This window comes from Diaphorobacter sp. HDW4B, from assembly GCF_011305535.1.
Taxonomy (GTDB): Bacteria; Pseudomonadota; Gammaproteobacteria; order Burkholderiales; family Burkholderiaceae_C; genus Diaphorobacter_A.
In genome coordinates, this window is sequence record NZ_CP049905.1 from 3,757,684 (window position 1) to 3,780,102 (window position 22,419).

The 22,419-nt window shown below is 62.7% G+C and carries 15 protein-coding genes; 12 read left to right on the forward strand and 3 right to left on the reverse strand.

All coding sequences use genetic code 11. The features are described 5' to 3' along the window. The first annotated feature begins 9 nt into the window (after nt 1-9). The 4 genes from G7048_RS17120 (at nt 10) to G7048_RS17135 (ending at nt 3,608) form a co-directional block, all read left to right on the forward strand. A complete protein-coding gene (locus tag G7048_RS17120) occupies nt 10-357 on the forward strand; it encodes a hypothetical protein (protein ID WP_166069295.1) in 348 nt (115 codons plus the stop codon). 70 nt (nt 358-427) lie between these two features. After that, nucleotides 428-1,540, forward strand: coding sequence for a hypothetical protein (locus G7048_RS17125; RefSeq protein WP_166069296.1), 1,113 nt, complete (start codon nt 428-430; stop codon nt 1,538-1,540). Between the two features lie 125 nt (nt 1,541-1,665). Next, the gene (locus G7048_RS17130) at nt 1,666-2,562 is read left to right on the forward strand and encodes a dienelactone hydrolase family protein (RefSeq protein WP_166069297.1); all 897 of its coding nucleotides are present in this window, start codon (nt 1,666-1,668) and stop codon (nt 2,560-2,562) included. A 188-nt stretch (nt 2,563-2,750) separates the two neighbouring features. Next, nucleotides 2,751-3,608 (forward strand): ZIP family metal transporter, encoded by an 858-nt coding sequence (locus tag G7048_RS17135; RefSeq protein ID WP_166069298.1) that lies wholly within the window; start codon nt 2,751-2,753, stop codon nt 3,606-3,608. Nucleotides 3,609-3,628: 20 nt separating this feature from the next. Here G7048_RS17135 and G7048_RS17140 read toward each other — a convergent pair whose 3' ends face one another. Both G7048_RS17140 and G7048_RS17145 read right to left on the reverse strand, forming a co-directional pair. Beyond that, entirely contained in the window at nt 3,629-4,375 is a 747-nt protein-coding gene (locus tag G7048_RS17140) for a LytTR family DNA-binding domain-containing protein (RefSeq protein WP_166069299.1), read from the reverse strand. A 33-nt stretch (nt 4,376-4,408) separates the two neighbouring features. Further along, entirely contained in the window at nt 4,409-5,479 is a 1,071-nt protein-coding gene (locus G7048_RS17145) for a sensor histidine kinase (protein ID WP_166069300.1), read from the reverse strand. Between the two features lie 51 nt (nt 5,480-5,530). On the opposite strand from G7048_RS17145, the gene argH reads away from it, so the two are divergent. Next, nucleotides 5,531-6,988, forward strand: coding sequence for an argininosuccinate lyase (gene argH, locus G7048_RS17150; protein ID WP_166069301.1), 1,458 nt, complete (start codon nt 5,531-5,533; stop codon nt 6,986-6,988). Nucleotides 6,989-7,038: 50 nt separating this feature from the next. Further along, nucleotides 7,039-8,016, forward strand: a complete 978-nt coding sequence (locus tag G7048_RS17155) for a Bug family tripartite tricarboxylate transporter substrate binding protein (protein ID WP_166071028.1) — start codon at nt 7,039-7,041, stop codon at nt 8,014-8,016. Between the two features lie 2 nt (nt 8,017-8,018). On the opposite strand, the gene G7048_RS17160 is transcribed toward G7048_RS17155, so the two are convergent. Next, on the reverse strand, nt 8,019-8,441 hold the full coding sequence (locus G7048_RS17160; RefSeq protein WP_166069302.1) for a hypothetical protein: 423 nt from the start codon (nt 8,439-8,441) through the stop codon (nt 8,019-8,021). A gap of 261 nt (nt 8,442-8,702) precedes the next feature. Between G7048_RS17160 and G7048_RS17165 the strand changes: the two genes are divergently transcribed. The 6 genes from G7048_RS17165 (at nt 8,703) to G7048_RS17190 (ending at nt 22,278) form a co-directional block, all read left to right on the forward strand. Beyond that, nucleotides 8,703-14,702: an alpha-2-macroglobulin gene (locus G7048_RS17165; protein ID WP_166069303.1), complete on the forward strand. Its 6,000-nt coding sequence runs from the start codon at nt 8,703-8,705 to the stop codon at nt 14,700-14,702. A 248-nt stretch (nt 14,703-14,950) separates the two neighbouring features. Continuing rightward, nucleotides 14,951-16,219: a tetratricopeptide repeat protein gene (locus tag G7048_RS17170; RefSeq protein ID WP_166069305.1), complete on the forward strand. Its 1,269-nt coding sequence runs from the start codon at nt 14,951-14,953 to the stop codon at nt 16,217-16,219. A gap of 80 nt (nt 16,220-16,299) precedes the next feature. Continuing rightward, on the forward strand, nt 16,300-17,175 hold the full coding sequence (locus tag G7048_RS17175) for a methylglyoxal synthase (RefSeq protein ID WP_166069306.1): 876 nt from the start codon (nt 16,300-16,302) through the stop codon (nt 17,173-17,175). A gap of 463 nt (nt 17,176-17,638) precedes the next feature. After that, the gene (gene pbpC / locus G7048_RS17180; protein WP_166069307.1) at nt 17,639-19,957 is read left to right on the forward strand and encodes a penicillin-binding protein 1C; all 2,319 of its coding nucleotides are present in this window, start codon (nt 17,639-17,641) and stop codon (nt 19,955-19,957) included. Between the two features lie 118 nt (nt 19,958-20,075). After that, complete coding sequence (locus tag G7048_RS17185) at nt 20,076-20,933, forward strand: DMT family transporter (protein ID WP_166071029.1); 858 nt, start codon at nt 20,076-20,078, stop codon at nt 20,931-20,933. A gap of 166 nt (nt 20,934-21,099) precedes the next feature. Then, nucleotides 21,100-22,278, forward strand: coding sequence for an alpha-hydroxy acid oxidase (locus G7048_RS17190; protein ID WP_166069308.1), 1,179 nt, complete (start codon nt 21,100-21,102; stop codon nt 22,276-22,278). Nucleotides 22,279-22,419 lie beyond the last annotated feature (141 nt).

A 22,419-nucleotide genomic window follows, 5' to 3' on the forward strand; every position in this document is an offset into this window, starting at 1 on the left:
TGAAAGAGCATGGCGTTGCCTGAGTTGCCATCTTTCCTGGATTTCGTCGCATTCTTTGAGACGGAGCCGGAATGGATTCATCCCGATGGGTGGTTTCTCGGGGCACGCTTTGTCTCGCGTCGAGGTGATGACCTCATCAAGGCGACCATAGCTCCCGATGACATGGAGTTTTCCTGCGAGTGGTGGCAGTCTGGCAAGCTCAGGTTCAATGTCTCGGCTGTTCTGGTCAACTCTTGGGAAATCGTCACGCGCTCCGGGCAAGAGTTATTGCGCATTACCTTCAATGACGAGCGGCAGCGTTTCTGCGTTCTTCAGTTGAAGCCGGACGTACAGCTTGAGTGGCGCATGACTTGGTAGTCGGCCGGTGGTGCGTGTGGCCTGCAAATTTGCACGACCAGCACTGACGCTGCTGTGCACACCAGCTACGATGCAAGCAGTTCCATTGCTTGCCCGCGCGTACCCCATGTTCAAGAAACTGCTCAGCCGATTTCTGCCCTCCGCTGATTCGGCGGTGTCTGCTGAAAAGACCACGAACCAGACTGCCGAGTTGCCTCGCATGATCGAGGCGGCGGGTGTGCAGCCGCTGGATTTTGAAGAGCTGCTGATCGTCGAGCAGGGCCTGCCGGTGCCGGACTGGGATGCGGTGATGGAGTGGACTTCGGAGATCCGCGATGCGGCCGAGCGTGACCGCGTGTGGGGCGAGATCGAGGTGGCCTGGCTGGTGCATCTGCGTGCCGCATTGGGTTCGCATTACCGGCTGGTGCGGCGCGGCAGCGCGATTGTGTTGTCGAGTCTTGAAGGTGCGGAGGCCGTGGCTGCGGCGCAGTTCATGAACGCGGCGCAGCAGCAGATCGTCAAAGTGCTCAATGGCGTCGCGCAGATGCCCGAAGGTGCGGGGCACGACATTTTGCTGGTGCTCGATGACGAGGAAACCTACTACGACTACGTCGCGCGCTACTACCCCGAGGATGGCGAATTCGCGTTCAGCGGTGGCATGTTCATCAGCCATGGCTGCGGGCATTTCGTGACGCGCAAGGCCAAGGAACTCAAGGACATCGAGCCGACCATCGTGCATGAGCTCACGCACGGCAGCCTTGCGCATCTGCCGATTCCGCTGTGGCTCAACGAAGGGCTGGCGGTGAACACCGAGGAACGTCTGAGCCCCGGACAGACGCAGCGCCACACGGCCAAGCAGCGTGATGCGATGCATCGCAAGTTCTGGAATGCCGAGACGATTCAGGAATTCTGGACCGGGCATTCGTACGCGCGGCCCGACGATGGCAATCTGCTTTCCTACGATCTCGGGCGGTTGCTCGTGTGGCATCTGTCGGCTGATTGGGCGCACTTTGCTTCGTTTGCGAATGCGGCGCAGGCTGCCGATGGTGGGGATGCCGCTGCGCGTGCGCAGTTGGGCCTGGATCTGGGCGAACTGGTGAAGGCGCTGTTCGAGGTGGACGACAGCACGCAGAACTGGTCGCCGCAACCCGCACTTTGGCGTGGCCGCGAAGTGGCAACGGACACGGGCCAGTTGAATCGTTGAGGGGAACCCCTGCAGGGTGAAAAGGCATTGCGTCGCGGTGCGGTCCATGTAGACTGCCTTGCGATTCCTTCCTCCCTTGTTCACATCATTTCCCCTCGCTAAATACTCTACTCAGGAGCTCGAACATGCAGCATGACGACATGAAGCGCGATCTGGATTCGCTGGTGCCCGGTCAGACCACGGAAGCTGGCGCATCGCGCCGCACTGCGCTCAAAGTGGCGCTGGGCGTGGGTTACGCGGCGGCGGTGGTGCCGGTCTGCGCGCAGACGGCGATCAAGACGTCCTCGGACGGACTGACCGTGGGCGATGTGAGCTACGAGGTGAATGGCTTCAAGGTCAACGCCTACCGCGCCGTTCCCACGGACAAAAAGAACGCGCCGGTGATTCTGGTGATCTCCGAAATCTTTGGCGTGCACGACTACATCGCCGACACCTGCCGCCGCTTGGCCAAGGAAGGCTACATGGCGATTGCGCCCGATCTGTTCGCGCGCCAGGGCGATCCCATGTCTTTCGGCGAGATCGCCAAGATCCAGAGCGAGGTGATCGCCAAGGTGCCCGATGCACAGGTCATGGCCGATCTGGATGCGACCGTGAAATGGGCGGGTGCGAATGGCGGCGACATTTCCAAACTCGGCATCACCGGCTTCTGCTGGGGCGGGCGCATCACCTGGCTGTATGCCGCGCATGGCCCGGTCAAGGCGGGCGTGGCGTGGTACGGACGCCTTGTGGGACAGGAGTCGCCGCTCACGCCCAAGCACCCGGTGGACCTCGCCCCGATCCTCAAGGCGCCGGTGCTCGGCCTGTATGGTGAAAAAGATTCGGGCATCCCTCTTGACACGGTTGATAAGATGAAAGCAGCTCTCAAAGAGGGCTCTTCTGCCGCCAAGGCATCCGAGTTCGTGATCTACCCGGATGCGCCGCACGCATTCCACGCCGACTACCGCCCGAGCTTCCGCAAGGAAGCCGCCGAAGATGGCTGGAAGCGCGCACTGGCGTGGTTCAAGACGCATGGGGTGAGCTGAGCGTTCAACGCGCGATCAGCTATCTCCCAGCGGCTGTCGGGGTCTGCCAAATTGAGGACAATGTTCCTCTTTGGTAGCTCCCCAGCTCAGCCAGCATCCAGCCAGGCAGGAGGAAGCAAAGCCCTACGGGGCTTTTTTTGTTGATGGAATAAAACCATGCAGGTACTGTCTGCCTGCGGAAATAAGCTATGCAATTAGTAGCAATTTTGATCGCCACACTGGCTGCTGGCATTGGGAGTGTCTGGATCGCCGCATTGTTGATGCGCTTTGGTCTGGGCAATGGAAATCGCGTGGGAACGCAGCATCTGCTGAGCTTGGCAGCGGGCGCCTTGCTCGCCACGGCCTTCATGCATTTGCTGCCCGAGGCCTTCGAGGAAAGCCATGCTCACGCGCACGAGCTGTTCCCGATTCTGCTGGTCGGGCTGGTGTTCTTCTTTCTGCTCGACAAGGCGGAACTGTGGCATCACGGGCATGAGCACTATGACGCGCACCGTGCGCAAGCAGGTGCTCACCAACAAGGCCACGACCACGACCATCATGACCACGAACACGGCCACGCGCATGCCCATTCACATGGTCACACGCACGGCAAGCAGGGCGGTGGCTGGTCGATTCTCACGGGTGACAGCGTGCATTGCTTTGGCGACGGCGTGCTGATCGCGTCGGCCTTCATGGCCGACATGCGGCTGGGCATCGTCGCGGCCGTGTCGGTGCTGGCGCACGAGGTGCCGCACCACATCGGCGATCTGGTGGTGATGAGCCAGGGCAGCGTGGATCGCCGCGTTGCGCTGATCAAGGTGTCGTTGGCCGGTGCGGTGACGGCGCTGGGCGGCTTGACGGGCTACTTCCTGCTCAACCAGTTGCACGACGGGCTGATGTACCTGCTCGTGATCGCCTCCAGCAGTTTCATCTATGTGGCGCTGGCGGATCTGATTCCGCAGTTGCAAAAGCGCCTGTCAGCCGCGCAGACCTTTGCGCAGGTCGCATGGTTGGTGGCAGGCATTGTGATCGTCACCGTCGTGAGCAAGCTCGCCCACGTGCATTGAGTTTTTGAAGAAGTGCCCGCTCACTGCAAGGTGAGCGCCTCGCGTACGGCAGACACCTGCCTGCGCGAGACGGGCAGCAGCTCGGCCAGCCCTTGCAGACGCACCGCCCAGCCTTCGCCTTCTTCGGCGTCGTAGTGTTTTTCAAGTGAGCGCAAGGCCCGGCGTGCGACCAGCATGCTGCGGTGCACGCGCATGAAATGCTCGGCGTAGCGCGATTCAAGTTCCAGCAGCGAGCCGTCCAGGATGTAGCTGCGCGTGAAGGTGCGCACGGTCACGTACTTCTGCTCGGCTTTCAGATACAGCACCTCGGCCATGGGCAAGCGCACCGTGCGGCCACGTTCTTGAATGACGATGGCGGGTTCGTTGTCGGGCACCGGCGCGACGGCTGGCGTGGGGACGCGCGGCAGGCGCTGCACCTTGGCGATGGCTTGTTGCAGTCGCGCCAGGCGCACGGGCTTGGTGAGGTAGTCGGTCGCGTCGAGTTCAAACGCGCTCACGGCGTGATCGACATGCGCCGTCACGAACACGATGGCCGGTGGGTTGGGCAATTGCTGGATCGTCTGCGCCAGAGAGAGCCCGTCCTGACCAGGCATGTGGATGTCGAGCAGCACCAGATCGAAGTCCGCGCCCAGACGTTGCTGCAGCACGCTGAGCGCCTCGGCTGCGTGCGCTGCCTCCTGCACGTGGTACTCGGGGCCGCAGTCGCCCAGCAACGTGCGCAGTCGGCTGCGCGCCAAGGCTTCGTCGTCGACGATCAGGATGTTCATTCCGGCAATGTGGTTCTGGTGGAGTTGGAAAAATCAGGCGCTGAATGCGGGCAGCGCGATGCGCACCCGGTACAGACCATTTTGCATGCCCGCGCTGAAGTCGCAATCCACGTCATGCAGCAAACGCAACCGTTCACGCACATTTGCCAGCGCAATGCCGTGGCCGCGCGTGGCACGGGCCTCGCCCTCGGCGGTGTCGGGCACGGTGTTGGTGATCTGCAGAATCACACGGCGATTGCGCATCTCGGTGCTGATGCGCAGCTTGCCGCCGCGCGCGCAGGGCTCGATGCCATGCTTGACGGCGTTTTCCACCAGCGGCTGCAGCAGCAGGGGTGGCAACTGGGCGAGATTGGCGGCCGGGTCGAGCTGCCACTGCACGCGCATGCGGTCGCCAAAGCGCACCTGTTCGATGTCCAGATAGCGCTGGGCCAGCGTGATTTCTTCCTCCATCGTCGAGGTCGTGCCTTGCTCCATCAGCGCGTGGCGGAACAGATCGCTCAGGTCTTCGAGCAGCGCCTCGGCCTTGGCGGGCTCGGCGCGCACCAGTGCCACCGCGCTGTTCAGGGTGTTGAACAGAAAGTGCGGACGAATGCGCGCCTGCAGCTCGGTCAGCCGCGCGGTGGTGGCCGCCGGCGTGCTGCCACGGGCGCGCATCTGCAGCGCCGCGACCAGCGCCAGCGCCATCAGACCGCCCGTCATGCCGCTGGAAAGCAGGGGCCATTCACCCGCATCGGAAAGCACCCATGCCAAAAGTTTGCATGTGCTCACTCCTGAGATGAATCCCAGCAGTGTGCCAAGAAGGTACTGGCCGAGCATCGGCAGCTTCTGCAATTGGCTCTTGAGCGCACAGGTGCACAGCAGCCAGGCGAGTGTCGAGGGCAGGGCCCCGCCGGTCACCAGCGCCAACCGCGACAGCCAGTCCATGGGCGAGCTGGAGGGGAACATCACGCCCACGGCCAGCACCACTTCCACGAACAGAACGGCACGCAGAACCACGCCGATATGACAGGCGTCGAACACCTGCATCCGCTCTTCCCGGAAGGGACGTTCGGATGATTTTGGGCTGACTGGCGGAAGGGTCGATAAAATTTCGGTCTCTTGCATTGCGGCATCCGGCTTTCTCGGGTGTCGGAACAACCGGATTATTGCCCTCTCATGTCATCTTCTGCAGCATCGCAACCATCAAAAGACCAACTTGCCACCAAGGCCGAGGCTTGGTCGGCCCTGTTCTCCGAGCCCATGAGCGACCTGGTCAAGCGCTACACATCGAGCGTTTTCTTCGACAAGCGCATGTGGCAGGCGGACATTCAGGGCTCTCTGGCGCATGCCGAGATGCTGGCCGCGCAGGGCATCATCGGTGCCGATGATCTGGCCTCCATCCAGAAGGGCATGGCGCAGATCACCAAGGAAATCGAATCCGGTGAGTTCGAATGGAAGCTCGATCTGGAAGACGTGCACTTGAACATCGAAGCGCGCCTCACGCAACTGGTGGGTGACGCAGGCAAGCGCCTGCACACCGGCCGCAGCCGCAATGACCAGGTGGCCACCGACGTGCGCCTGTGGCTGCGCGGCGAGATCGATCTGATCGAAGGCCTGCTCAGCGAACTGCAACTGTCGCTGGTCGAAGTGGCCGAGCAGAACATCGAAGTGATCCTGCCGGGCTTCACCCATCTGCAGGTCGCCCAGCCCGTGAGCTTTGCGCACCACCTGCTCGCTTACGTGGAAATGTTCAAGCGCGACGCCGACCGCATGCTCGACGTGCGCAAGCGCGTGAACGTGCTGCCGCTGGGCTCGGCCGCGCTGGCCGGCACCACCTATCCGCTGGACCGTGAACGCGTCGCCAGGACGCTGGGCATGGAAGCCGTGTCGCAGAACAGTCTGGACGGCGTGAGCGACCGCGACTTCGCCATCGAATTCACCGCCGCCGCCAGCCTGTGCATGGTGCACGTGAGCCGCCTGTCGGAAGAGCTGATCATCTGGATGAGCCAGAACTTCGGCTTCATCCGCATCGCTGACCGCTTCACCACCGGCTCGTCGATCATGCCGCAGAAGAAGAACCCCGACGTGCCCGAACTCGCACGCGGCAAGACCGGCCGCGTGGTCGGTCACCTGATGGGCCTGATCACCCTGATGAAGGGCCAGCCACTGGCCTACAACAAGGACAATCAGGAAGACAAGGAACCACTGTTCGACACCGTCGACACCTTGAAGGACACGCTGCGCATCTTCGCCGAAATGATCGGCGGCCAAGTGAACCCTGCGACCGGCAAGAAGGAAGGCGGCATCACCGTGAATGCGGCCAACATGCGTGCCGCAGCGCAAAAGGGCTACGCCACCGCGACCGATCTGGCCGACTACCTGGTCAAGAAGGGCCTGCCATTCCGCGACGCGCACGAAACCGTCGCGCACGCCGTGAAGCTGGCGCAGCAGCAAGGCGTGGACCTGAGCGAACTGCCGTTGGCCGAGCTGCAGGCGTTCAACCCGAACATCGAGCAGGACGTGTTCGAGGCGCTGAGCCTCGAAGGTTCGCTGAACGCGCGCAATACATTGGGCGGTACCGCGCCTGCGCAAGTGCGTCAGCAGATCGCCAAGAACCGCGCTCGCCTCGCCTGATATTTGCAAGACCGTTCGATCTGCAAATTCCGGAGTTTTCCATGAGCCCCATGAGCCTTTCTCGCCGCCAGGTCCTTCAATTTTCGTTGGCTGCATCTGCGGCGGGACATGCCTCATGGAGCCTCGCGCAAGGCCCGAAGCAGATCAAGCTGCTGGTCGGTTTTCCGCCCGGTGGCGGCACCGATGCGATTGCGCGGCTGCTGGCTGAAAAGCTCAAGGACCAGCTCGGCGAGACCGTCATCGTGGACAACCGTCCCGGTGCCGGTGGGCAGATCGCGGCGCAGGTGCTGAAGGCTTCGCCAGCGGATGGCAGCACGCTGTTTGTCACGCACGATCACACGATCTCCATCCTCCCGCAGGTCGTGAAGAAGCCGGGCTTCGATCCCGACAAGGACTTTGTTCCCGCAGGCGGCTTCGCGAATTTCGTGAACTGCTTTGCGGTCTCTGCATCGACGCCCGCGAAGAGCTTTGCGGACTACGTGAACTGGGTGAAGAACGAAGGCCATGGCAAGAGCGCTGTGGGCATTCCGGCACCTGCATCGACGCCCGAGTTTCTGGTGCAGTTGCTCGGCAAGCGTTACCAGCTTGACCTGCTGGCCGCGCCGTATCGCGGCAGTGCGCCGATGATTGCCGACATGCTCGGCAACCAGATTCCGGCGGGCATTGGCTCGGTGCAGGACTTTCTCGAAAACCACAAGGCCGGAAAGTTGCGCGTTCTGGCCGTGCTTGGCGGCAAGCGCCAGCCCGCGTTGCCCGATGTGCCGACGTTTGCGGAGCTCGGCCTCAAGGGCTTCGAGGACCTGCCTTATTACGGCGTCTACGCGCCCGCAGGCACGCCCGCTGCATTCATCGAGCGCTTCTCGCAGGCCCTGGCCAAAGTTGTTGCCATGCCCGATGTGCGCGAGCAGCTCACCGGCATGGGCATCAACGTTGACTACATGACACCTGTCCAACTCGCCACACGCGAGCATGCGTACACGCAGGTCTGGACAAAGATCATTCGCGAGAGCGGGTTTCAGCCGCAGTGATGTCAGATCGAGCTTGAATCAACGTCGCCTTCAAACACCGCTGAACAAGTCAGTGGGTCCCAGACAAAGTGCACCTCCAACCCAAGATAGTCGCGATCTGGGGTTGGCACATATTCCTGCTTCTCAAGGCAGCGAGCCTGAATGCTGAAGCGGTGCACAGGTGTCCCCGTTTGTGATGCCTGAAGCTGGAATGAGATATCGCCTGGATAGAACTCACCACTCATGCGTTCCTTGCGCGGAAAAAGTTCGTCATCAGGCTCTTCATCCAGATAAGCCTGAACGGCGCGCTGCACTTGCTCCAGCACCATGGCGAGGTGCTTGAAGATCTGATCAAGCACGGCGGGATCGAAATCCCCATTGACCTCATGAATGGGCTCTCGGCTCCATTTCGGGGGCCCGATCTGATGCATCAGAAGCTGCGTCATGCTTATTTGTGAATTTAAGTAACTAACGTCTGATTTTGCATGCGCTCTCGCGAGTGCGGGCTGACTTGTTTTCAGACTATATTCGTTGCAGGCAATTGAGCGTGCGTGGCTTGGCGCTGCGCGGGTGCTGCGTGCCGTGGCCCGAGAGGGGCCGGACGACGCAGACACGCTCATAGCAGAATCACGCAATACGCTCGCAATGCCGCGTGCAGACAGGAGGAGGTCTGCGGCGGCATTCCCCTGGATTTTCGAGAATTCCATATGACAACAGGCACGACTCGCTTTCGCGGAGCACTGCTGACGTTGGCGCTTTTGGCGACCGGCGCGGCGCAGGCATTGACCATCACCAGTTTGTCGCCGCAGGGCGAGGTATCGCGCGTGCGGCAACTGGTGGCCAAGTTCGACAGCGCGGCGGTGCGCTTCGGCGATCCGAAGGCGGCGGCTCCGCTGTCGGTGTCGTGCGACAACGCCGATGCAGGCAAGGGCACGGCACGCTGGACCGGCGACCGCGAATGGGTGTTCGACTTCTCTCGCGACCTGCCGCCGGGCGTGCGCTGCACGGCGAGCGTGAAGAGCGATTTCAAGTCGCCCGACGGCACGGAAATCTCCGGCACCAAGAGCTTCAAGTTCCAGACCGGCGGCCCCTATGTGCGCAACATCAGGCCCAACACCTACGAGGCCATCGATGAAGAGCAGGTCTTTGTGCTGGAGCTCAACGGCCCGGCCGAGCCGTTCAGTGTGGACGCGAACATCTGGTGCGTGGCCAGCGATGTGGGCTCGCGCCTGGGTGTGAGCACCGTCACCGACAAGCGGCGCACGGATGTGCTGCAGTCGCTGGGGCTGGAGAAGAAGGCCAAGAGCGATCCGAACAGCATCCTCACCGTGTCCTGCGGGCGGCGCATGACGTCGGGCTCCAAGGTGCAACTGGTGTACGGCAAGGGCGTTGCATCGCCAAGCGGCGTGCTCAATTCGGAAGAAAAGCGCTTCACCTTCAATGTGCGCGAGCCGTTCTCGGCCGACTTCACCTGCGAGCGCGAAAACGCGCAGGCCGCGTGCTTGCCGATCCGCGACATGGCGCTGCAGTTCAACGCACCCGTGGCGCGCAAGATGGCCAGCGGCATTGTGCTCAAGTCGTCGTCCGGCAATGTGAAGCCGACGTTTGACGGAGATGCGGGCGACGCTGAATCTATCGTGACGAGCGTGACCTTCAAGGCCCCGTTCCCGCCGGGCGCGAAGTATGCGATCGAGTTGCCCAAGAATTTCCAGGACGCATCGGGACGCGGTTTGTTGAATGCGGAGAGCTTTCCGCTGAGTGTCTCCGTCGGGCAGATGCCGCCGCTGGCCAAGTTTGCGGCGTCGCCGTTCGGTGTGGTCGAGCGCTTTGCCGAAGGCCCCAAGGGCCCGGCGCTGCTGCCGGTCACGCTGCGCAATGTCGAGCAGGCGCTGCAGGTCAGCGGGCTGGATGCGGCGACAGCGGCCAAGCTGGTGCAGGGCCAGCCGCCCAAGGTCAGCACGCTCAAGCCGGGAACGGACGCAGAGATCATCCGCTGGTATCGCAAGGTGCAGCGCTACAGCGATTGGTCGGTGCCGCGCTCGCAGGCGCGTGGCGATGTGAAGGGCGCGCTGCCCAAACGTCTGGAAAACGAAGGCGAGAACGAAAAGGACGGGTATGTGCAGACGCGCGCCGTGTCGCTGCTTGGTGGCAAGCCCAACGTGAAGACGCTTGATGTGCCCAAGACCAACAGCAACGATCCGCGCCCGTTTGAAGTGGTGGGCATTCCGCTGCCCGTCGGCTTCCATGTGGTCGAGATTGCATCGCCCATGCTCGGCAAGTCGCTGCTGAGCGAAGATCTGGGCGAAGGCCGCACGATGTATGTGCGCACGACCGCGCTGGTGACCAATCTGGCCGTGCACTTCAAGCTTGGGCGCGAGAATTCCGAAGCCTGGGTGACCACGCTCGACAAGGGACAGGTCGTTGCCAACGCCGTGGTGCGCGTGTCGCGCTGCGATGGCAGCGAAGTGGCGCATGCGACCACCGATGCCAAGGGCATCGCCCGGTTCGAGAAGCTGCCGCCCGAGCCTTCCGCCTGCGACGATGGCAGCAACTACAGCCGCTCGTACTTCGTGAGCGCGCGCGCCAAGGACACGGAAGGCGTGGAGGACATGGCCTTCACATGGACCGACTGGCAGCGCGGCATCGAGCCATGGCGCTTCAACGCGCCGACCAGTCTGGACAGTCAACCGGACCAAGTGGCGCACACGGTGTTCGATCGCACGCTGCTGCGCGCGGGCGAGACGGTGTCGATGAAGCACTATCTGCGCACGCAGAGCATGAAGGGCTTCGGCCTGCCGGATGGCGCCCCGGCCACGCTGGTCATCACGCATTACGGCAGCGGCCAGCAGTTCACCGAAGAGCTGCAATGGCGCAAGACGGCAAGCGGTGGTCTGAGTGCCGAGAGCACGTTCAAGATTCCGCCCGCCGCCAAGCTGGGTGAATACGGTGTCGAGCTCAAGGGCAGCAAGGCGCGCGATGCGCACAGCTTCAGCTCGGGCAGCTTTCGCGTGGAAGAGTTCCGTCTGCCGGTGTTCGATGGCCGCATCACGCCGACCGACAAGAAGCCGCTGGTGCGCGCACGCAGCGTGCCGGTCGATGTGCAGATCAACTATGTCTCGGGCGGCCCGGCGGCGCGTCTGCCGGTGCGCGTGTCGTCCATGGTGCGCGGCAAGTACATGAGCTTCTCGGACTTCGAGATGTTCAGCTTCCAGCCACCGCGCAAGCGCGATGCCAACCCAAGCGGCAACAGCGACAACGAGGAAGCCACGGCATCCGAAGACAACCGCGTGATCGCCGACAAGCTGCCCGTGACGCTCGACGCCAAGGGCGCGGGCACGGTCACGCTCGACAAGGTGCCGCAGTCGCGCGCGCCGCAGGACATGGTGCTCGAAGCCACCTATGCCGATCCGAACGGAGAAGTGCAGACGCTGCGCAGCACGCAGACGCTGTGGCCTGCAGCGGTGATCGCGGGCATCAAGACCGAGGGTTGGGTGTCGGCATCGAACAAGATGAAGTTCCAGGCGCTGGCCCTGTCGCTTGACGGCAAGGTGCAGGCATCGGTGCCGGTGGAAGTGCAGGCCGTCGCGCGCATCACCACCACCAGCCGCAAGCGCATGGTGGGCGGCTTCTACAGCTACGACAACAAGACCGAGACCAAGGACTTGGGCACCATCTGCACCGGCAAGACCGACAACCGCGGTTTGCTGCTGTGCGAGGCCAAGATCGCCGAAGCGGGCGAGGTCGAACTGATCGCGAAAGCCCGCGACAAGGACGGCAACGAATCGCTGGCCGCATCGACCGTGTGGGTCACGCGCCAGGGTGAACTGTGGTTCGGCGGCGAAGACCACGACCGCATCGACGTGCTGCCCGAGAAGAAGAGCTACCAGCCCGGCGAGACCGCGCAGTTGCAGGTGCGCATGCCGTTCCGCCACGCCACCGCATTGGTGACGGTGGAACGCGAAGGCATTCTGAGTTCCGAGGTCGTGCAGCTCAACGGCCAGGACCCGACGGTGAACGTGAAGATTCAGGAAGCGTGGGGCCCGAACGTCTACGTGAGCGTGTTCGTGCTGCGCGGACGCTTGCAGGAAGTGCCTTGGTACAGCTTCTTCACCTGGGGCTTCAAGTCGCCGCGTGAATGGTGGAATGCGTTCTGGTACGAAGGCAAGGAATATGTCGCGCCGACCGCGATGGTCGATCTGTCCAAGCCCGCGTATCGCTTCGGTATGGCCGAGTTGCGCGTGGGCATCAAGGGCCATCAGATCGATGTGAAGGTCACCGCCGACAAGGAAAGCTACCCGGTGCGCGGCAAGGCGCAGGTGACGATCTCGGCCACGCTGCCCGATGGCAAGCCTGCCGCCGGAGCAGAAGTCGCGCTGGCTGCGGTGGACAAGGCGCTGCTGGCGCTCAAGCCCAACACCAGCTGGAATCTGCTCGAAGCGATGATGCAGCGCCGCTCGTGGGGCGTGTCGACATCGACCGCGCAGATGGAAATCATCGGTCGCAGACACTACGGCAAGAAGGCCGTGCCGGCAGGCGGTGGCGGCGGCAATCTGCAGGCGCGCGAACTGCTCGACACCTTGCTGCTGTGGAACCCGACCATCCAGCTCGATGCCAATGGTCAGGCCAAGGTGGAAGTGCCGCTCAACGATGCGCTGACGACGTTCAAGATCGTGGCCGTGGCCGATGCGGGCGTGAGCCTGTTCGGCACCGGCAGCACGGAAATCCGCGCCACGCAGGACCTGCAGATCATCAGCGGCCTGCCGCCGCTGGTGCGCGAGGACGACCAGTTCCGGGCGATGATCACGCTGCGCAACACCACCAAGAACGCGATGAAGGTGGAAGTGACGCCGCGCGCTGCGCTGCTCACGCTCGACAAGCTGACCGTGGACATTCCCGCCAACGATGCGCGCGAAGTGTCCTGGGACGTGACTGCGCCTGCGCAACTGGCGCAGACGCGCGCACAGGCGCTGATGTGGGAGATCGAGGCCAAGGACCTGACTGCGGGTGCGCGCGATGCGCTCAAGGTGAGCCAGAAACTGATCCCCGCGATCCCGCTGACCGTGCAGCAGGGCACGCTGATGCAGGTGGATGGAAGCATCAACATGAGCGTTGCGCCTCCGGCCGATGCGGTGGCGGGACGCGGCGGCCTCAAGCTCGCGCTGCAACCCAAACTGGCCGAGGGCCTGCCTGCGGTGCGCGACTGGTGGATCAACTACCCGTTCATTTGTCTGGAGCAAAAGACCAGCAAATCGGTCGGCCTGCGCGACGGCGCGATGTGGCAGAACGTGATGTCGCAACTGCCGACCTATCTGGATGGCGACGGTCTGGCGCTGTACTTCCCGCCACGTGCGGGCGATGCGAACATGGGCAGCGACACGCTCACCGCCTATTTGCTGTCTGCGGCGAACGAAGCGTCGAGCCTGCATCCAGAATTCACGTTGCCGCCCGAGTCGTTCGACAAGATGGTGCGCGGTCTGACCTCGTTCGTGGAAGGCCGCATCCAGCGCACTTTCTGGAGCCCGAAGAAGGATCTGGACATGCGCAAGATGGCGGCAGTCGAAGCGCTCTCGCGCTACGGCAAGGCCACGCCGAACATGCTCACCAGCATCCAGATCACGCCCAACCAGTGGCCCACGCATTCGGTGATCGACTGGTTCATGGTGCTGCAGCGCATGAAGGACGTGCCCGAGCGCGACAAGAAGCTCGCCGAGGCCACGCAGATTTTGCGCGCACGTCTGTCGTTCCAGGGCACGAAGGTGATCTTCAGCACCGAGCGCGACGACTACTGGTGGTGGCTGATGCAAAGCGGCGACGTCAACATGGCCCGCCTGCTGATCGCGGTGATGAACGATCCCGCATGGAAGGACGACATCGGCCGCATCGCCAACGGCTTCATTCAGCGCCAGCAGAACGGCGCGTGGCACACCACGTCGGCCAACTTCTGGGGCGGTCTGGCGCTGGAGAAATTCAGCGCGGTGCATGAGTCCACTCCCGTTGCGGGCTTCACCAAGGCCACGCTGGGCAGCAACTCGGCGCTGGTCGACTGGAGCAAGGTCGAGCGCGTGAAGACCAGCGACGCAGGCGGCGCACCGAACCAGACCACCTGGTTCGGCGCACCCGCATCACCGGGCAACTTCAAGAACAACACCATGTTCCTGCCCTGGACGCCCGCGCCCGCCGACTTGAGCGTGACGCAGGTGGGCAGCGGCAAACCATGGCTGACCGTGCAGTCGGTCGCGGCCATCCGCTTGAAGGAGCCGTTCGCTGCTGGCTACGCGATCAAGAAGACCGTCACGCCCGTCGAGCAGGCCGACAAGAGCCTGCCCGCCAACACCTACTCGCGCGGCGACGTGCTGCGCGTGAAGCTGGAAGTGAACGCCAGCGCCGACATGACTTGGGTGGCCATCACCGACCCGATCCCCGCAGGCGCCACGATCCTCGGCGGCGGCCTCGGCCGTGACTCCGAAATCGCGACCACCGGCGAAAAGCGTGAAGGCTGGGCCTGGCCAGCGTTCGAGGAACGCAGCTTCGAGTCCTTCCGCAGCTACTACCAGTACATCCCCAAGGGCTCGATCAGCATGGAATACACCGTGCGTTTGAACAACGCAGGCGAGTTCTCGCTGCCGCCTAGCCGCGTGGAGGCGCTTTATGCGCCGGAGATGTTTGGCGAGTCGCCGAATGCGAAGGTGAAGGTGGTCACCAAGTAAGCCACTTTTCTCGCGCTGAGTTCAAGCCGACTTCGACCGCTGCCGACAGGGCAGCGGGTTGAAGTCGGCTTTTTTCATGTTCGCAGAGTCTGTGATTTTTGATGGTGTTGGGTATGCGTTGCAGGCAATCGTGTTTGCGCCCGATTTCGTGATCTGACCATACTCGTCGTTTTCGCATTGCTGCGAATAATCGAACGAAGAGAGGGTGGCGATGCGCTGTGTTGGCGGGCCACCGGGAGAGGACACTTATGAAGAAATCCAGCGCTTATGCCCGTCGCCAGAATGTGTCGGTCGGGGAGCTTTCCAAGAAATACCTGGAGCTCATTCGGTTGCAGGACTACGCGGGTGCGTATCGGCACATGCTCAAGGTGAATGTGCAGGTGCCGGGGCGTGCGTCGGTGTTGATGGATCTGGCGTTCAGTGCCTTGCGTGCGGGGCTTCCTGAGGAGTCCTATCGGCATTACCGCAAGGCCATCGATATCAGCGGATCGTCGGTCAACACCAATATCTACGATGGTTTGGTCGAAGTCTGTCATGCGTTGAAGCACGAAGACGAACTGCGGAAGTACGCCGCGCTCGCGCTGCAATCCAAGCGGGAGCAGGTGGCTGCGGAGCCGATGGTGGCTTGTATCGATGGTGCTGCGCCTGCGTTCGATGCGAGCAATCCCAAGCAGAACATCATCGCTTATTCGCTGTTTGGCGCATTGCCGCGATATTGCGAAACGGCGCTCATCAATGTAGCGTTGGCCAAGGATATCTATCCGGAGTGGACTTGCCGTTTCTATGTGGATGATTCCGTGCCGGTGGATGTGCAAAGCAAGCTGCGTGAAAAGGGTGCCGAAGTGGTGCAGGTGACTCCGCAGCAAAAAGAGTTGTCGGGGCTTTACTGGCGCTTCTTTGTGATGGATGACCCGGCGGTCAAGCACTTTCTGATCCGCGATGCGGACTCGCTGGTGTCGTACCGCGAACGCGCAGCGGTCGATGAGTGGCTGAAGAGCGGCCAATGGTTTCACACCATGCGCGACCGCTACACGCACACCGAGCTGATTCTGGCGGGCATGTGGGGCGGGGCGCAGGGCGTGTTTCAGAACATGGAGCAACTGATACGCGACTTTGTGAAGGCCGGGCGCTTCATGAATACCCGCGTGATGGATCAGCATTTTTTGCGCTTTGTGGTCTGGCCTGTGTTGTCCAAGAGTCTGTGGGCGCATGACAGTCAGGGTTTCGAGCCCGGAGCGCATGCGTTTCCCGAATCCGCGAAGAAAGCGGAGTTCGAGGACTGGCCCGAATTCCATGTGGGAATGAACGAGGGTTCGGCGGTGTTCGTCATCACCGTGGCCGAGGCGCATGCGAAAAATGCGCGCTGGGAATTGCGCGATGAACAGAGTGGCATCGTGTGTGCGTATGACGCGGACGTTCCCGCCTCGCGAGAGATCAAGGTGGACATGCCGAGGCATTACGGCAAGAAGGTGCAGGCGGGGCTGTGGAGCGTGAAAGTCGTCCCGCATCGCGCCTGAAGAAAGAACTTCGGCATTCATGCAGGCGACTTGGCAGCGTGGTCAAATACGCGTTGTTCCAACCGCTTTGAAGTCTTGCCATGTTGATGGGTCTTGCTGCCAACCGTTTGCACCACCATAACGCCGAAGGGGCCCTGTTTGAATTCCTGCGCCATGCGGAAAAGGGCATTCGGGAGTTGAACGTCGGTTTTCACGTCGTGGGGCGCACCTTCGATGCGATTGCGCAGGCCGGCATGCTGGCGCATTACGAGCCGCTGCAGCGCTATCCGCGCGGCAGCCGTGGTGGCTTGATGAAGCTGGTGGCCGAAGTGGTGGGCATGCCCGAAGAGGGGCGCAGGCTCGACGGCGCGATCTATCTGATCGACCCAGTGGACCCGTCGTCGATCTTTCCCGAGGCGCTGGCGCTCAAGCGGCAGTGTCTGATCCATTCCAAGCCGTTTCTCTCGACGGTGGCAAGCGCGCGCGATTGGCTGGAGATGGAGCGCATTCAGGCGGGGCTGCCACGCGATCCGAGCGCAGACCGCTTTCACGATTTCGAGAAGCAGACCGTGGCGCTGATTGCGCACGATGCCTTGAAGCAGACCATGCTGGAGTTTGCCGATCGCAACTTCGATTTGCTGTCGCGCTTTGGTCGACGTGTGGGCACGGGCACGACCGGTCAGCGGCTCAACGAACTGGCGTGGAGCAAGGGCTGGCCTGCAGATCAGGAGTGGGTCTACCGCTTCAACAGTGGCCCGCTGGGCGGTGATGCGCAGATTGCCGATCTGGTGCTGGACCGCCGCTGCCAGCGCGCGATTTTCTTTGAAGACCCGCATGTGGCGCGCCAGCACGAGGCCGACATTCAACTGCTGGAGCGCGCCGTGACCACCGTGACGCACGAGACCGTGTGTGTGACCGCGCCGCACATCGCGCAGCGCTGGTGTGATGCGGCCCGCCTGCGCGCGCAGGCGGGCTGATCGTCCCATTTGTGCAGTCTTCGTGTCACGCAACCGTCATTCGAGTGGGCTACATTGGCAGGGCTGAAGCGAAGCAACGCAAACACCGCGAACCCGGTGACTGCCAAGGCCCCGCATCGGCGCTGAAGTTCCAGTGCGTTGCGCATTGGGCCAATTGCGGGAGCGCCAGCGCTGATTTGAAGGGGTGGCACTGTCGCCGTTCGATGGTGATGCAGCGCTCCGGTTTCGATACGATGTGTTGGACATGGGTATCTGGAACGGGCGTCGCACATCTGCGGAGCCGACCGAATACGTGGCGGTTCGATCTCACCGATCCCATCACCGTATCCGGTGCCTTCAGCGGCTGAGGGGATGCTCGGGGAATGTGGTTGCAATGACCATGTTGGATAATTTCCCTGCAGCGCTCTCGTGAAGACTCTTGTCTCACGATGATGTCCTCCCATTCTCTTGCTTCCCGTCCTTTATGAATTTTCGGCTTGCAGCCATCTCATTTGCAGCGCATGGTGTGGCGCGTTTTCGTGCACCGGCGGCCGCGTTGCTGGCTGTGAGTGCTTTGACATTCAGCCCGGTTGCGAGCGCGTTGCCGAGCTATGACGAAGTGAGGCAGGACTTTCGCTCGTCCGAGACGCTGATCCTGTCGCGCGAGGGCGAGGCGATTCAACGCATCCGTACCGATTCCACGGTGCGACGCGGCCAGTGGACGGCGCTCGCCGATGTGTCGCCCGCGCTGCGCACGGCGCTGGTGATGAGCGAGGACAAGCGTTTTTTTGAACACAGCGGCGTGGACTGGAGTGCGGTGTCCGCCGCAGCATGGGGCAATCTCTGGAACCAGCGCACGCGCGGCGCGAGCACCATCACCATGCAGCTTGCCGGGCTGCTCGATGGCGACTGGCGGCAGGGCGCGGGTGGGCGCACGGTGGTGCAGAAGGTCGGGCAGGCGGTGGCCGCGCAGGTGCTGGACAGGCGCTGGCGCAAGGACCAGATTCTGGAGGCCTATCTCAATCTCGTGCCGTTTCGCGGCGAGCTGGTGGGCATCGATGCGCTGTCGCGCACGCTGTTCGACAAGGCACCGCATGGCCTCGATGAGCGCGAGGCCGCCGTTGCTGCGGCACTGGTCCGTGCGCCCAACGCCAAGCCTGCGCAGGTGGCGCAGCGGGCCTGTGGCGTGCTCAAGGACATGCGCAAGTCGCAGGCAACGAACTGCGATGCGCTCGATCTGTTCACCACGGGCGCGTTGCAGCGACGCGCGTTCGATCCGAGCGAAGGCATTGCGCCGCATTACTCGCGGCAGTTGCTGGCGCAGTTGCGAGGTCAGGGTACGGATGTGAAATCGGCGCAGGTGAAGTCGAGCATCAGCGCGCCGCTGCAGCGCGTGGCGGTGGAAACGCTCACGCGCCATCTGCGCGAACTGCGTGGGCGCAATGTGGAAGATGGCGCCATCGTCGTGCTCGACAACGCGACGGGCGAGGTGCTTGCGTGGGTGGGGTCGTCGGGGCTCTTGAGTCAAGCGGCCGAGGTCGATGGTGTGCTGGCCTGGCGGCAGCCGGGCTCCACGTTGAAGCCGTTTTTGTACGCGCAGGCGATTGCCGAAAAGCGCTTGACCGCTGCGTCGTTGGTCGAGGATTCACCGGCCTATATCCCGACGGCGAATGGACTCTACATTCCGCAGAATTACGACCGCCAGTTCAAGGGCTGGGTATCGGCGCGCACGGCGCTTGCTGCGTCGCTGAACGTGCCTGCGGTGCGGACTTTGGTGATGGTGGGCACGGACCGCTTTCACGAACAGCTCAAGGCCTTCGGCATGCCGCTGCGCGAGTCGGGTGGTTATTACGGCTACAGCCTGGCGTTGGGCAGTGCGGAGATCCCGCTGCTGTATCTCACCAACGGTTATCGCACGTTGGCCAATGGTGGGCGCTGGTCGGGCGCACTGCTGCAGCCGACTGTGAAGACAACGAATGCAGGCAAGGCCGCATCGCCAGTGCCGGGCAAGCAGGTGATCGATGAAGGCGCGGCTTTCATCGTGGGCGACATGCTTTCCGACACCAATGCCCGCGTGCGCACCTTCGGCACGGACAGTGTGCTGAACACGCGTTTCTGGACGGCGGTGAAGACGGGCACCAGCAAGGACATGCGCGACAACTGGGCGCTGGGCTGGTCGCAGCACTACACGGTGGGCGTGTGGGTGGGCAATGCCAGCGGCGAGCCCATGCACGATGTGAGCGGCACCAGTGGCGCTGCACCGATCTGGGCCGAGCTGATGGTGTGGCTGCATCGCGATCAACGCAACAGCGTGCCCAAGGCTCCTGCGAATGTGGTGAAGACGGCGGTGCAATTCGGCGCGATGGACACGGCAGGCAACTGGTTGGAGAGTCCGCGCGATGAATGGTTTCTGCGTGGCACCGAGCAGAAGAAATTCGTCATCGATTCTGTGGCTTCGGCAGAAGAGGCGCGTGAAGCACAGCGCGGCAAGAAGGGCAGCAAGCAAGGCGCATCGACTGCGGCGCAAGGCATGCCCGCACGCATTGTTTCGCCCGTGTCGGGCACCATCATCGCGCTGGACCCGGACATTCCACCGGCGCGTCAGCGCGTGCAGTTCATCGCAAGCGATGCGCCCGACGGCGCACGCTGGCTGTTCAACGGCAAGGAGCAGGCACGCGGTGCGCGCTGGGGCTGGCTGCCTTGGCCGGGGCGCTACAAGGTCGAGCTGGTCGATGCGAAAGGCCAGGTGCTCGACGAGACTTCGGTGGAAGTGCGCGGCGCGGGCGTGCGCCAGCAAAAGTAGTCTGAAGTCTGTACCATCGGACGCATTCCGGTAAGTGCTTGCGAGTCGTATGTGCTCGTGGCGGTCGCTGCCTCAGCTTCTGCCCCCGCACCCCACAACACGCTTCCAACCGCAAGTGCTGCATACCTTCGCTCCGCTCCTGTTCGTGCTGATCTGGTCGTCTGGTTTCCTCGTCGGGCGGGGCGTTGCGGCGCATGCGGATCCGTTCTGGTTTCTGGCCTTGCGGTTTGCTTTGGTGTGCGTGGTGTTCACCGCTGCCGCTTGGTGGGCGCGCGTGGAGTGGCCCAAGGGTGCGCGGCGCGTGGGCCTGCATCTGTTGGCCGGTTCGCTCATGAGCGGTTTTTATCTGGGCCCAAGCTGGTGGGCCATGTCGCAGGGCATGCCGGCGGGCATCATGGCGCTGATCGGCGCGCTGCAGCCCTTGTTCACCGCACTGATCGCGGTCGTGGTGCTGCACAAACGCTTGTCGGGCTCGACATGGATCGGCCTTGCGCTGGGCTTTGGTGGCGTGGCGCTGGTGCTGTGGCCACGGCTTGCGGCGGCCGATGCGTCGGCGCTTTCCTTGCCGGTGGCATTGATTGCTGCGGGCAGCATTCTGTCGCTCACGGTGGGCTCGATGGTGCAGAAGTCGCCGCTGGCGGCCAGCGATCTGCGCAGCGCAGGTGCCGTGCAGAACATCGGCGCGGTGTTGGTGCTGATCGTCATGGCGCTCCTCTTCGGCAAGCCGCATTGGGACAACTCACCGCTGCTCTGGGGCTATCTGGCGTATGCGGTGCTGGTGCTGTCGGTGGCGGGCACCACCTTGCTGATCTGGCTGATGCGTCGGGGCGAGGCCACGCGCACCACAGCGCTGCTGCTGGCGGTGCCGCCGCTGTCTGCGCTGCAGGGCTGGTTCATCTTCGGCGAGACCATGGAGGCCATCCAGATCGTGGGTTTTCTGGTGGCGATTGCCGGTGTGGCGCTGGCGCGGCGCTGAAAAAAATTCAAACGACCCACAGCAGGCTTCAAACAGAACCTCGGCGGCCAGCGCTACCATTGCCGCATTCCAGATAACACCAACGCTGTGTGTTGTCGCGCGAATGCTGATCGGCTGACAAAGTCCCGGGCGGCATGCGTGTGGCGGTGCGCAGGGGAAGACCGCCATGCCTGAACTCTCCAAAATGACCTGCATCGAAGACCTGCGCCAAGTGGCCGAGCAACGCGTGCCGCGCATGTTCTACGACTATGCGGATTCCGGTTCATGGACCGAAACCACCTACCGTGCCAACAGCGAAGATTTCCAGAAGATCAAGCTGCGCCAGCGCGTGGCGGTCAACATGGAAGGGCGCAGCACCGAGGTCACCATGGTTGGCCAGAAGGCGAAGATGCCCGTGGCGATTGCGCCCGTGGGGCTGACGGGCATGCAGCATGCCGATGGCGAAATCCATGCCGCACGCGCCGCAGAGAAATTCGGCATTCCGTTCACGCTCTCGACGATGAGCATCTGCTCCATCGAGGACATTGCCGAGAGCACCAAGGCACCGTTCTGGTTCCAGCTCTACATGATGCGCGACCGCGAAGCGATGACCCGCATGATCGGTCGCGCGCGTGATGCCAAGTGCAGCGCGCTGGTGCTCACGCTCGATCTGCAGGTGATCGGCCAGCGCCACAAAGACATCAAGAACGGCCTGACCGCACCGCCCAAGCCGACCATCCCCAACATCATCAACCTGATGACCAAGCCGCGCTGGTGCCTCGGCATGGCGGGCACGAAGCGCCACACCTTCCGCAATCTGGTGGGCCATGTGAAGGGCGTGAGTGACATGAATTCGCTGGCCGCATGGACCAACGAACAGTTCGATCCGCGCCTGTCGTGGAGCGATGTGGCGTGGGTGCGCAAGCAGTGGGACGGTCCGCTGATTCTCAAGGGCATCATGGATGTGGAAGACGCGCGCCTTGCCGTGCAAAGTGGCGCGGACGCCATCGTGGTGAGCAACCACGGTGGTCGCCAATTGGACGGAGCACCTTCGTCGATCCACGCGCTGCCTTCCATCGTCGATGCGGTCGGCCAGCAGATCGAGGTCTGGATGGACGGCGGCATTCGCGGTGGTCAGGACGTGCTCAAGGCCTGGGCCATGGGCGCGCGCGGCACGATGATTGGCCGTGCGATGGCCTACAGCCTGGGTGCTTTCGGCGAGGCGGGTGTGAGCAAGGCGCTGCAGATTCTGCACAAGGAACTCGATGTGAGCATGGCTTTCTGCGGTCACACCAACATCCAGAACGTGGACACCGGCATCCTGCTGCCCGGCACCTTCCCGACCAAGGACACGCCGCAGTATTGATCCTGTTGTCCAGTCCGGCGCGTGCCACTCCGGTGTCACTCCGGTGTGAGGTGGTGGTGGGCGCAGCAATCGGTTCGATGCTTGTGATGTGGTTTTGCGAGCCTGTTTTGTGTCAGGGTGTTCTCCTGCGTGGGCGGAATT

What these genes read in the sequence shown, in the direction of transcription:
- G7048_RS17170 (WP_166069305.1), top strand. Translation starts at nt 14,951, where the DNA reads ATGAAGAAATCCAGCGCTTATGCCCGTCGCCAGAATGTGTCGGTCGGG.
- pbpC (WP_166069307.1), top strand. Translation starts at nt 17,639, where the DNA reads ATGAATTTTCGGCTTGCAGCCATCTCATTTGCAGCGCATGGTGTGGCG.
- G7048_RS17130 (WP_166069297.1), top strand. Translation starts at nt 1,666, where the DNA reads ATGCAGCATGACGACATGAAGCGCGATCTGGATTCGCTGGTGCCCGGT.
- G7048_RS17125 (WP_166069296.1), top strand. Translation starts at nt 428, where the DNA reads ATGCAAGCAGTTCCATTGCTTGCCCGCGCGTACCCCATGTTCAAGAAA.
- G7048_RS17120 (WP_166069295.1), top strand. Translation starts at nt 10, where the DNA reads ATGGCGTTGCCTGAGTTGCCATCTTTCCTGGATTTCGTCGCATTCTTT.
- G7048_RS17160 (WP_166069302.1), bottom strand. Translation starts at nt 8,441, where the DNA reads ATGACGCAGCTTCTGATGCATCAGATCGGGCCCCCGAAATGGAGCCGA.
- G7048_RS17165 (WP_166069303.1), top strand. Translation starts at nt 8,703, where the DNA reads ATGACAACAGGCACGACTCGCTTTCGCGGAGCACTGCTGACGTTGGCG.
- G7048_RS17145 (WP_166069300.1), bottom strand. Translation starts at nt 5,479, where the DNA reads ATGCAAGAGACCGAAATTTTATCGACCCTTCCGCCAGTCAGCCCAAAA.
- G7048_RS17155 (WP_166071028.1), top strand. Translation starts at nt 7,039, where the DNA reads ATGAGCCTTTCTCGCCGCCAGGTCCTTCAATTTTCGTTGGCTGCATCT.
- G7048_RS17140 (WP_166069299.1), bottom strand. Translation starts at nt 4,375, where the DNA reads ATGAACATCCTGATCGTCGACGACGAAGCCTTGGCGCGCAGCCGACTG.
- G7048_RS17175 (WP_166069306.1), top strand. Translation starts at nt 16,300, where the DNA reads ATGTTGATGGGTCTTGCTGCCAACCGTTTGCACCACCATAACGCCGAA.
- G7048_RS17135 (WP_166069298.1), top strand. Translation starts at nt 2,751, where the DNA reads ATGCAATTAGTAGCAATTTTGATCGCCACACTGGCTGCTGGCATTGGG.
- argH (WP_166069301.1), top strand. Translation starts at nt 5,531, where the DNA reads ATGTCATCTTCTGCAGCATCGCAACCATCAAAAGACCAACTTGCCACC.
- G7048_RS17190 (WP_166069308.1), top strand. Translation starts at nt 21,100, where the DNA reads ATGCCTGAACTCTCCAAAATGACCTGCATCGAAGACCTGCGCCAAGTG.